Raw genomic sequence first — 11338 nt, 5'->3', positions numbered from 1 at the left:
GGGTCTTAGCCCTGCCGCACCACCTATTGTCCGGTAATCTCGCCACGGCCGAAGAGCTGGTTCAGAACCTGTTCTTCCAGCCTCGCGAATTCCGGCGTGCCATGACGGCGCGGGCGCGGCAGCTTCACATCGAGATCGAGCGCGATGCGCCCCTCATCGATGACAACGATGCGATCGGCAAGTGCCACGGCCTCCGACACATCATGGGTGACGAGCACGGCGGTGAATTTCTGCTTGCGCCAGATACGCTCCAGCAGAAGCTGCATTTCGATGCGGGTCAGCGCATCGAGCGCGCCGAGCGGCTCGTCCAGTGCCAGGATTTGCGGATGGGCGACAAGCGCGCGCGCCAGCGCCACGCGCTGCTTCTGGCCGCCGGAGAGCACATAGGGCCACTCACCCGCCCGGTCCTTGAGACCGACCTCATCGAGAATACCGAGCGCCTGTTCCCTTGCCGCTTCGCCCTTGGCGATGCCGGTCAGGCCGACGGAAACATTGTTTGCGATCCGCTCCCACGGCAGAAGGCGCGGCTCCTGAAACATCATGCGAGTACGGTCCGAAGGGTCTTTCGAGACGGTTCCAGTCGTCGGCGTGTCGAGGCCGGCCAGAATGCGCAAAAGCGTGCTCTTGCCACAGCCGCTCTTGCCGATAACAGCCAGAAACTCGCCTTCCCGCACATCGAGATCGATGCCACGCAGGACCGGCTTGTCGCCAAAGCTTTTCGTGACGTTGCGGAAGCTGAAGGCGACCTTGCCTTCAGCTGGTTTGGAGCGGTGTTCGATCTTCGTCTCGATTCCGGACGGAAGGGCTTCGGGGCGTCTCAGCGTCGTCACATTACCGGTCGACATGGATTACCTCAGACTTTCTTGAAGGCTGGATGCCATTGCAGGAAGATGCTTTCGAGGAAGCGGGCGAAACTGTCGGCGAGCTTGCCGAGAAGCGCATAGATGAGGATCGACAGCACAACGACATCGATCAGCAGGAACTCGCGCGCCTGCATGGCCATGTAACCGAGGCCGGAGGACGAGGAGATGGTTTCCGCCACGATCAAGGTCAGCCACATGATGCCGAGCGCATAACGCAGGCCGGTGAAGATGGCCGGCAACGCGCCGGGCAGTATCACCCGGCGAAACAGCGTGAAGGGCGACATGCCATAGGTGCGGCCCATCTCCACCAGTTGCGGATCGACCCCCTGAATGCCGAGCAGCGTGTTGATGTAGATCGGAAAGAACACGCCGAGCGCGACGAGAAAGAGCTTCGCCTCCTCATCAATGCCGAACCACAGGATGACGAGCGGAATGAGCGCCAGATGTGGAATATTGCGGATCATCTGCAGCGTCGTATCCGTGAAGCTGCGGGAAAATCTCGACAGGCCATTGGCCAGACCGAAGATGAAGCCGATGGAGCCGCCGATGGCGAAACCGGCGAGCGCACGGGCGGAACTGACACCGATATTGGCGATGAGCTCACCCGAGAGCAGAAGCCGCCAGAAGGCTTCCGCGACAGCGGAGGGGGCCGGCAGCACATTGGCGGAAATCAGGCCAACACGCGCCGCCACTTCCCATCCGGCAAGGATGAGGAAGGGAAGCAGCCAGCCGGTGGCGGCGCCACCTATCTCGATACGCTTTCCAGTGCTCATGGCATCCCCTCCGGTCCGGCTCAGTTGGTCGCACCCGACCAGACGGCATCCTTGATGCTGATCTGTTTCGGGATGAGGCCGAGACGATAGAAGCGGTCGGCGGTTTCCTGCTGGCTGGCGACGATCTTGTCGTCGATCTTTACGATACCGAATTCCGAGCGGTTGGCGGCGAGCGTCTGCGCTTCCAGCGGAACACCCGTCACCTCATGCAGCGCTGCGGCCACCTTGTCGCGGTTGGCGGCAGACCATTTCGCCGCCTCGCCAAGCGCATCGATGGTGGTGTTGATGGTATCAGCATGGGATTTGGCATAGTCGCGATTAGCGAGGAAATAGGTGCTGACATCCAGAACGTCGCTGGTGCGGGCAAGGGTCACCGGCTTGTAGCGGGTTTCGGCAATCGCGTAGAACGGGTCCCAGACGGCCCAGGCATCGATCTTGTCGCTGGCGAAAGCTGCCGCGGCATCGGCGGGGCTCAGATAGGTCACCTCGATATCGCTGAATTTCAGGCCGTTTTTCTCCAGAGCCGCGACCAGTAGATTATGGGCACTGGTGCCCTTGCCGACGCCGACCTTCTTGCCCTTGAGATCGGCAACCGACTTGATGCCGCTTTCAGGCTTGGTGAAGATCGCCTCGCCCTTGCCGTTCGAAGGAAGGGCCGCGACATAAACAATGGCCGAACCCGCCGCCTGTCCGAAAATCGGCGGCGCGTCACCCGTCCAGCCGACATTGATGGAGCCGACATTCAGGGCCTCCACCAGCGGCGGGCCCGCCGTGAACTCCACCCAGGATACCTTCACACCCTTCGCCTCGAGCGCCTTTTCGATGACGCCCTGCTGCCTTGCGACAACAGGCAGGCCGGTTTTCTGATAACCGATCTTCAGCTCTTCCGCAGCCTGCGCGGCGAAGGCCAGCGTTGAAAAGGCGGCGGCGGCGAGAAGACCGGCGGAAAGGGCGCGTCGGGTCATGGCTGGCATTTCATCTCCTATCACCAGCCCCACTGGCCGGTCTGCGATATGGAGCAATGCTAGGGTTTTCAATAAAAACGATAGAGAGACAATAATTCAATATGACTGATATCGCAGGAATAAAATTCCGCAACCGGAAGGCTTTTCCGCAAATATTGGCAGCGGCTTATTTTGGGCCCCAAACGAAAACGCCGGCGCACAAGGCGCCGGCATATGCATCAATCATCGTGTGATTGGCTTATTCGATATCGAAGGAAACGCCCTGCGCCAACGGCAGCGCCTTGGAATAGTTGATGGTGTTGGTCGCCCGGCGCATATAGGCCTTCCAGGAATCCGAACCGGATTCACGGCCACCACCGGTTTCCTTCTCACCGCCGAAGGCGCCGCCGATTTCAGCACCCGATGTGCCGATATTGACGTTGGCGATGCCGCAATCCGAGCCTTCCGACGACAGGAAACGTTCCGATTCCTGCATGTCTCGGGTGAAGATCGATGAGGAAAGACCAGCGGCAACGGCGTTATGGGCGTCGATCGCCTGATCGAGATCGCTGTATTTCATGACATAGAGGATCGGCGCGAAGGTTTCTTCCAGAACGGGGCCAACCTGCTTCGGCATTTCGACCAGTGCCGGCTTCACGTAATAGGCGTCTGCCGCGCCGGTATCCACGCGGCCGCCGCCATTCACCACGCCACCGGCCGCCTTGGCAGCCTCGAGCGCCTTTTGCATGCCGTCAAAGGCCGCCTTGTCGACCAGCGGGCCGACGAGTGCGGAGCTTTCCAGCGGATTGCCGACGGACACGGAGGCGTAAGCCTTTTTCAGGCGCGGCACGAGTTCGTCATAAACGCTGTCATGCACGAAAAGGCGGCGAAGCGTGGTGCAGCGCTGGCCGGCGGTACCCATGGCACCGAAGGCGATGGCGCGCAGCGCCATGTCGAGATCGGCAGACGGGCAGACGATGCCGGCATTGTTGCCGCCGAGTTCCAGAATGGCGCGGGCGAAGCGCTTGGCCAGACGCGGGCCGACATCGCGGCCCATGCGGGTGGAACCGGTGGCGGAGACGAGCGGCACCTTGGCGTTGTCCACCATTGCTTCACCCACGGCGCGATCACCGATCAGCAGCTGGGACAGACCTTCCGGCGCATCGCCAAAGCGGGCGGCGGCGCGCTCGAAGATGCCCTGAACGGCAAGGGCCGTCAGCGGGGTCTTTTCCGAAGGCTTCCAGACCACCGAATTACCGCAGACGAGGGCAAGTGCGGCATTCCACGACCAGACGGCGACGGGGAAATTGAAGGCCGAGATGACGCCGACGACGCCAAGCGGATGCCAGGTTTCCATCATGCGGTGGCCGGGACGTTCAGTGGCGATGGTGAGACCGTAAAGCTGGCGGGACAGACCGACGGCGAAATCGCAGATATCGATCATCTCCTGCACTTCACCGAGACCCTCGGACGGGATCTTGCCCGCTTCCAGCGAAACGAGACGGCCGAGATCGGTCTTGAAGGCGCGCAGTTCTTCGCCGAGCAGGCGGATCAGCTCGCCACGGCGGGGCGCCGGCACGTTGCGCCAGACCTTAAAGGCGGCGTCAGCCTTGTCGACCACGGCCGCGACACCGTCGACCGAAACGGTCTTGAGGCTCGCGATCTGCTCACCCGTGACAGGGCTGAAGGACGCCATGTCGCCGCCGGTATAAAGATCGCGGGCAACACCCATCTTTTCGAGTAGAGCCGCGGCTTCCTGTTTCACGTCAAGCTTCGTCATCGCATCCATGTCCATCGTCCTTTTGGCTGAAAGGGGAGGAAAGGCCGTTTGGATACGGCGCTTTCAACTCCCGTCACTCTATGCTTTCCCCGAATTTTTCATTCGTTATCTGAAACTGGGCCCGGCAGTGCCGGAAAACACCGTTCCATTCTTTCCCGTAATCATATATGGCCATAACGACCCTTTTCCAATGAGGAAAGCGGGTAAGTTGATGCGAGAATGGAATGGATCCGCGCAGAAGACTGGTTCCTGATATCGTTACCCTGCAGGCGTTCGAATGCGCGGCACGGCATGGCAATTTTACGCGCGCGGCCGAAGAACTCAACCTCACGCAGAGCGCGGTGAGCCGGCAGATCGGCGAGCTGGAAGCGCAGACCGGAATGCAGCTGTTCGAGCGCATCCGCCGGCGGGTCGTGCTTTCGGAGGCAGGGCGCAAATTTCTGCCCGATGTGCGACGCCTGTTGCAGCAATCCGAACAGCTGATGGTGCGTGCGGTTTCTGCCGGGACCTCCCATGCATCGCTCTCGGTCGCGACACTGCCAACCTTTGGCAGCCGCTGGCTGATGCCGCGGCTTCACCGCTTCATCGATGCCAACCCCGATATGACGATCACGATCGGCTCGCGCTCGCATCCCTTCGATTTTGACGAGGAAGGCTTCGATCTCGCCATTCATTATGGCCAGCCAATCTGGGCACACGGCACCTGCACGTTCTTATGCAACGAGGTAATCGTGCCGGTCGCGAGCCCCGCCCTGCGCCGCCGCGCCGACGTGAATCGGGCGCAGGATCTGGCCGGACAACCGTTGCTGCATGTCACGACGCGGCCGAAACTCTGGACGGAATGGCTGGAAATGAACGGGGTGGCGGCCGAAAATGCCTATCAGGGCAGCCGTTTCGACCAGTTTTCGATGATCATCGAAGCCGCCGCGAGCGGCATCGGTTTTGCTCTTCTGCCAAGATATCTAATCGAGGCGGAACTGGCGTCCGGCCGCCTCGAAATTGTCTTCGACATCCCCCTGCAAACCGACAAGAGCTATTATGTCGCCCTGCCGGAAGGACGTCAGGACAACGCGCTTGCCCGCGCCTTTCAGGCCTGGCTGCTCGAGCAGGTCGGCAAGCCGGTCTAGGCCGTCACCGGCTCAGTTTGCAGATCGGATGGAGACGTCATCCAGTCCCGGAAGGTCGGGACCAACGGGTACGATCCGGGTCGGGTTGAGCGCCTTGATCGAATAATAGCCGCGCTTGATGTGATCGATATTGACCGTGTCCCGCACGCCTGGAACAGTCAGCACCCGCATCATATAGGCCTGCAGCGCGGGATAATCGGCGATGCGGCGGAGATTGCATTTGAACAGGCCATAATAGGCAGCATCGAAACGTACCAGCGTGACGAAAAGCCGGACATCCGTTTCAGTCAGACGATCGCCGAACAGGAAAGGCCCGCCGGCCGCCAGCTGCGTCTCAAGCTCATCGAGCGTGGCGAAGACCTCGGCGAAGGCTTCCTCATACGCAACTTGTGTGGTGGCAAAACCGGTTCTGTAGACGCCGTTATTGAGGCGGGGATAGATGTGATCGTTGAGCGCGTCGATCTCGCCCCGCAGCGCCTCCGGATAAAGGTCGATGGCATTATCGGCGAGGTCACCGAAACCGGAATTCAGCATGCGCAGAATATCGGCAGATTCGTTATTGACGATGGTTTTTGTCTTCCTGTCCCACAGAACCGGCACGGTGGCGCGGCCGGTATAATGCGGATCGGCGCTGGTATAGACCTCATGCATATGGGTAAAGCCGTTCAGCCCGTCGCGATCAGCACCCGGATAATCGCCGAATTTCCAACCCTCGTCGGAAAGCGCTGGCTCTACCACGGAAACGGAAATCACGTCTTCAAGCCGCTTCAGCTTCCGGCCGATCAACGTGCGCGATGCCCAGGGGCAGATCAGCGCGACATAGAGATGATAGCGACCGGCCTCGGCCGCAAAACCGCCCTCGCCCGTCGGCCCTGCCGAACCGTCAGGCGTCACCCAGTTGCGGAAGCCGGAGGTTTGGCGAACGAAGCCGCCCTTCTTGTCGGTCGCCTGCACCGGATGCCATTCGGCGGTCCATTTTCCATCAACGAGCATTGTGCTCTCCGTTCATCTGTCGATGAACGCCTTATGAGCCGGTTGCCCGCCGGGCGGCAAGCCGCGCTTCGGTTGACGCACTGTTTCCGATCAAGCGCGAGTTCAAAGTCGATTGCGGAAAAACGGGTTCCAGCGCACCGTTCCGAGCCTGACTTTTTCGCGGATCATCGTCAGAAGTCCCGAAGCGGCGATGACGGCGAGACCCAGCACCGCGATGGCATCGGGGTACTCGTGGAAGAAGGTCATGCCGATCGCCACTGCCCAGAGGATTTGCGAGTAATGCGAGGGCGCGATCTGGCTTGCCGGCGCGATGCGGGTTGCGACCAGAAGGGTGATCTGTCCCGTCGCCGTGCAGAGGCCTATGAAGGCGAAGGCGAGAAGCTGATGCAGGTTGGGCATGACAAAATCGGGAATGGAAGCGATGCCGTTGAAAGTCAGGCCATAAATCAACAGCACACCCATGATGGAGGTGCGCTTTTCCTTGCCCGCAAGCGAGCGTAAGAGCACGATGGTCATGGCCGCCAGGAAGGCTACGCCGATGGCGGCGATATGCCCGAGTTCCAGTGTCTTGAAGCCCGGCCGCACGACGAGAATGACGCCGACGATGCCGGCGAGAACCGCCGCCCAGCGCCATGGGCCGATACTCTCCTTCAGGACCACGGCGGACAGAACTGTTACGAAGAGCGGCGACAGGAAGATCAGCGCATAGGCTTCCGCCAGCGGAATGGTGGTGAAGGCATAGATGCCGAAAATACCGGCGAAGAGACCGGAAATGGCGCGCCCATGCACCGCAAAGGGCCGGCTCATGCGCCAGAATTCGCGCCACCTTTCCTCGCGCGGTTTGCTGAAGAAGATGAAGATGCCGGAGAAAAGAATGCTGAAAAAGCCGATCTCGAAAACGCTGATCTGTGACCCAAGCGATTTGATCGTGGCATCGCCCATGGAAAAGGTCGCATAAGCGAACAGACCGAGCAGAAAACCCTTTTGCATTTGACTTCCCCGAACATCGACCGCAATGCAAAGCATCCCCCGGCCGCGTGACGCGACCCGAGCACCCATTAAAAGGGCAGACAGTCTGGCAGATTTGATCCTCACCCCTATGGCTAGACCCGGCTACCTATGAGTGCAAGCCGCAAAAACGGCAAAATTGCCGGATTGGACGCCGCCGGTGCAAATGGCCGCAAGGTGCGGCAAATTTGTCCCGCCATGGCCATCACATCACCGTCATGGAAAGAGGTTAGCCGGTGTTGATCGTGGCGCTTGGCGACGGGCATGAAGGCGGCTAAACATCATCATGCGATTTTTCACCCGCTGATTTCCCCGGCCGGTGCTGCCGCGTTAACATGGCCTCGCTAACCGAAAGGAAAAAGAATGCGGATTGTGATGATCGGTTCGGGTTATGTCGGCCTCGTGTCCGGCGCGTGTTTTGCCGATTTCGGCCATGACGTGGTTTGCGTCGACAAGATGCCGGAGAAGATCGAAGCTTTGAAAAGCGGCCATATTCCGATCTTCGAGCCGGGGCTCGAAACCATCGTTGCCAACAATGCCAAGGCCGGCCGGCTGAGCTTCACGACCGATCTTTCCGCAGCCGTTGCCAATGCCGATGTCGTCTTCATCGCGGTCGGCACGCCCTCGCGGCGCGGCGATGGCCATGCGGATCTCGGTTATGTCTATGCGGCGGCGAAAGAGATCGCCCATGCGCTCGATGGCTTCACGGTCATCGTCACCAAATCCACCGTTCCCGTCGGCACGGGCGACGAGGTGGAGCGCATTATCCGCGAGGAAAATCCTTCCGCCGATTTTGCCGTGGTCTCCAATCCGGAATTCCTGCGCGAAGGGGCCGCCATCGAGGATTTCAAGCGGCCGGACCGCATCGTCGTCGGCCTTTCGGATGAGCGCGCCCGCCCTGTCATGACGGAGGTTTACCGCCCGCTTTACCTCAACCAGTCGCCGCTGCTCTTCACCACCAGACGTGCTTCAGAACTGATCAAATATGCCGCCAATGCCTTTCTGGCGATGAAGATCACCTTCATCAACGAGATGGCCGACCTCTGCGAGAAGGTCGGCGCCAATGTGCAGGACGTGTCGCGCGGCATCGGTCTCGACGGCCGCATCGGCTCGAAATTCCTGCATGCCGGCCCCGGTTATGGCGGCTCCTGTTTCCCGAAGGACACGCTGGCGCTTGCCAAGACCGCGCAGGATTATGATGCGCCGGTGCGGCTGATCGAGACCACAATCGCCATAAACGACAACCGCAAGCGCGCCATGGGTCGCAAGGTCATCAACGCCGTGGGTGGCGATGTGCGCGGCAAGAAGATCGCCGTGCTTGGCCTCACCTTCAAGCCGAACACCGACGACATGCGCGACAGCCCGGCAATCGCCATCATCCAGACCCTGCAGGACGGCGGTGCGAAAGTGGTCGGTTACGATCCGGAAGGCATGGCGAATGCCCGCCATCTGATGGAAGACATCGACTATGCTTCAGGCCCCTACGAGGCAGCGGAAGGCGCCGACGCCGTCGTGATCGTGACGGAATGGAACCAGTTCCGCGCGCTCGACCTGCCGCGCCTGAAGGCGATCATGAAACATCCGGTCCTGGTGGACCTGCGTAATATCTATCGCACGGATGAGGTCGCCGCGCATGGCTTCATCTATGCCGCGGTCGGGCGCCCGCACGAAGGCAGCACCGGTAACGGCGCTTAGGGGTTTCGCTTCGCAATTTCATCAAGAGGTTTTCTGCGCTTCGGTTAAACCGCAAACGCACCAACGGATTCGGGATATATCATGCGTTATCTGGTTACGGGCACAGCAGGCTTCATCGGCTTTTACGTTGCGAAGCGGCTGCTGGATGCCGGCCATTTCGTGACCGGTTTTGACGGCATGACGAAATATTACGATGTCAGCCTCAAGGAAAAACGCCACGCCATTCTTTCCCGCTCCAACGGCTTCCGGGCCGAAATCGGCATGCTGGAAGATACGGATGCGCTGAAGCGGGCCGCTGAGGCCGCCGAACCTGAGATCATCATCCACCTCGCCGCACAGGCGGGCGTTCGTTACAGCCTTGAAAATCCGCGCGCCTATATCGATTCCAATCTCATCGGCTCGTTCAACATGCTGGAGCTTGCCAGAAGCCTTGATGTCAAGCACCTGATGCTGGCCTCGACCTCCTCCATCTACGGCGCCAATGAAAAAATTCCCTTCGCGGAAAGCGACAAGGCCGACGAGCCGATGACGCTCTATGCCGCCACCAAAAAGTCGATGGAGCTGATGGCGCACAGCTATGCGCATCTGCACAAGCTGCCCACCACCGCCTTTCGCTTTTTCACCGTCTACGGCCCATGGGGGCGGCCGGACATGGCACCGATCAAATTCGTCGACGCCGTTTCCAACGGCCGGCCGATCGATATTTACGGGCAAGGCAATATGAGCCGCGATTTCACCTATATCGACGACCTCGTGGAAGGCATCGTCCGGCTGAGCCAGATCATCCCTTCGGAGGAAAACCGCGTCACGCAGGAAGGCGTTACCGACACGCTTTCGCACCACGCGCCCTTCCGTGTCGTCAATATCGGCGGCGGCCAGCCGGTGGAACTGATGCATTTCGTCGAGACGGTCGAAAAGGCGGTCGGGAAACCCGCGATCCGCAACATGCTGCCGATGCAGCAGGGCGATGTTCCCCGCACCTTCGCCTCGCCCGATCTTCTGAAAGCCCTGACCGGCTACGTGCCGCAAACCCCGGTCGAGGAGGGCATCAAGGCCCTCGTCGCCTGGTATCGCGAAATGCACCCGGCCGAATTACGGGAATAACCTCACAACGTCGCCAGCAGGCGGTTGGAGATGGTGCCGCCGGAAGCGCTCTGCATGGCGATCTTGGTTTCCACGGCCTCGATGATCGTATCGCTGAAATCCATTTCGGTGAGATCGCGGATATTGGAAAGACCGCCCGGTGAAAACACGTTCACTTCCAGTATCTTGTCACCGACAATATCGAGCCCGACGAGGAACATGCCGTCTTCCACCAGCTTCGGCCGCACCATTTCGGCAAGCGCCACGATTTCATCGGTCACCGTCACCGCCTCCGCCGTGCCATGGGCATGGATATTGGAGCGCAGATCGCCCTTGGCCGGCACGCGGCGAAGGGCGGCATATTTGCCTTCACGCATCAGCGGCCGGCCATTCATCATGAAGAAGCGGATGTCGCCATCCTTGGCGGCCGGCAGATAGGCCTGTGCGATCAGATAGCCTTCGAGGCTCACCGCCTCGAAAATCTGGTTGAGATTGGTCTCCTTGCTGGAGCCGATCTTGAAGACGTTCTTGCCGCCGGAGCCCTGCAACGGCTTGACGATGACGCCCTTGGGATGTGCATCGGCAAAGGCGCGGATTTCCTCGACATTGCGCGAAATGATCGTGGTTGGGCGGACGATTTCGGGAAAGCTCTGGAAATAGAGCTTGTTCTGCGCCAGCGCCAGACCTTCCGGATCGTTCAGCACCACGACACCGCGCTGTTCGGCGAGCCGGCCAAACAGGATGCCGGCATGCACCGCCCATGGCCGCGTCGTCTGGTCGAGCGAGGGGTCGTTGCGCAGCATCAGCGCGTCTATTTCCTCGACATCCATGGTGCGTCGCTCCAGCGCCTTGTCCTGAAGTGCGGCGTGGAAACCTTCCGATTTCTTGTATTTCGTCTTCGGCAGCACGGTGGCATGGATGGTCAGGCTGTCATCCGAGCGCAAGGTGAAATCGCCTGGCGTCAGATAGACCACCTCATGGCCGCGATTGAGTGCGGCCATGGCCAGCAGGCCGGTGGCGTAGTTCGGTCCCTCGGTTTCGATGGAATTGACGAAAAATGCGATACGCATGA

10 protein-coding genes are annotated in these 11338 nt (G+C 60.2%); 3 read left to right on the top strand and 7 right to left on the bottom strand.

The genetic code is table 11. From position 1 onward, the window contains the following. Window positions 1-23: 23 nt before the first annotated feature. The 4 genes from AC5YUO_RS21235 to amaB all read right to left on the bottom strand — a co-directional run bounded on the left by AC5YUO_RS21235 (window position 24) and on the right by amaB (window position 4369). On the bottom strand, window positions 24-845 hold the full coding sequence (locus tag AC5YUO_RS21235; RefSeq protein WP_496155080.1) for an ABC transporter ATP-binding protein: 822 nt from the start codon (window positions 843-845) through the stop codon (window positions 24-26). Window positions 846-853: 8 nt separating this feature from the next. Next, on the bottom strand, window positions 854-1636 hold the full coding sequence (locus AC5YUO_RS21230) for an ABC transporter permease subunit (protein ID WP_496155079.1): 783 nt from the start codon (window positions 1634-1636) through the stop codon (window positions 854-856). A 20-nt stretch (window positions 1637-1656) separates the two neighbouring features. Beyond that, a complete protein-coding gene (locus AC5YUO_RS21225) occupies window positions 1657-2610 on the bottom strand; it encodes an aliphatic sulfonate ABC transporter substrate-binding protein (RefSeq protein WP_496155078.1) in 954 nt (317 codons plus the stop codon). A 229-nt stretch (window positions 2611-2839) separates the two neighbouring features. Continuing rightward, window positions 2840-4369 carry an L-piperidine-6-carboxylate dehydrogenase gene (amaB, locus tag AC5YUO_RS21220; RefSeq protein WP_496155077.1) on the bottom strand — a complete coding sequence of 510 codons (1530 nt, stop codon included), beginning with the start codon at window positions 4367-4369 and terminating at the stop codon, window positions 2840-2842. Window positions 4370-4584: 215 nt separating this feature from the next. Between amaB and AC5YUO_RS21215 the strand changes: the two genes are divergently transcribed. Further along, window positions 4585-5487 carry a LysR family transcriptional regulator gene (locus tag AC5YUO_RS21215; protein WP_496155076.1) on the top strand — a complete coding sequence of 301 codons (903 nt, stop codon included), beginning with the start codon at window positions 4585-4587 and terminating at the stop codon, window positions 5485-5487. A 12-nt stretch (window positions 5488-5499) separates the two neighbouring features. Here the strand turns inward: AC5YUO_RS21215 and AC5YUO_RS21210 are convergent, their stop codons facing one another. Both AC5YUO_RS21210 and AC5YUO_RS21205 read right to left on the bottom strand, forming a co-directional pair. Further along, window positions 5500-6480: a glutathione S-transferase family protein gene (locus AC5YUO_RS21210; protein WP_496155075.1), complete on the bottom strand. Its 981-nt coding sequence runs from the start codon at window positions 6478-6480 to the stop codon at window positions 5500-5502. A gap of 102 nt (window positions 6481-6582) precedes the next feature. Next, window positions 6583-7470, bottom strand: a complete 888-nt coding sequence (locus AC5YUO_RS21205) for a DMT family transporter (protein WP_400820387.1) — start codon at window positions 7468-7470, stop codon at window positions 6583-6585. A 381-nt stretch (window positions 7471-7851) separates the two neighbouring features. Here AC5YUO_RS21205 and AC5YUO_RS21200 point away from each other — a divergent pair, with 381 nt between their 5' ends. Further along, window positions 7852-9183 (top strand): UDP-glucose dehydrogenase family protein, encoded by a 1332-nt coding sequence (locus AC5YUO_RS21200; protein WP_400820388.1) that lies wholly within the window; start codon window positions 7852-7854, stop codon window positions 9181-9183. Between the two features lie 81 nt (window positions 9184-9264). Next, a complete protein-coding gene (locus AC5YUO_RS21195) occupies window positions 9265-10287 on the top strand; it encodes an NAD-dependent epimerase (RefSeq protein ID WP_496155074.1) in 1023 nt (340 codons plus the stop codon). 2 nt (window positions 10288-10289) lie between these two features. On the opposite strand, the gene AC5YUO_RS21190 is transcribed toward AC5YUO_RS21195, so the two are convergent. Continuing rightward, window positions 10290-11336, bottom strand: a complete 1047-nt coding sequence (locus AC5YUO_RS21190; RefSeq protein ID WP_496155073.1) for a glutathione synthase — start codon at window positions 11334-11336, stop codon at window positions 10290-10292. Between the last annotated feature and the right edge of the window lie 2 nt (window positions 11337-11338).

The sequence above is a fragment of the Agrobacterium sp. LEGMi-208b genome, from assembly GCF_059511785.1.
Note: the sequence above shows the minus strand (reverse complement) of the source record. Positions and strands in the feature narration are given on the sequence as shown.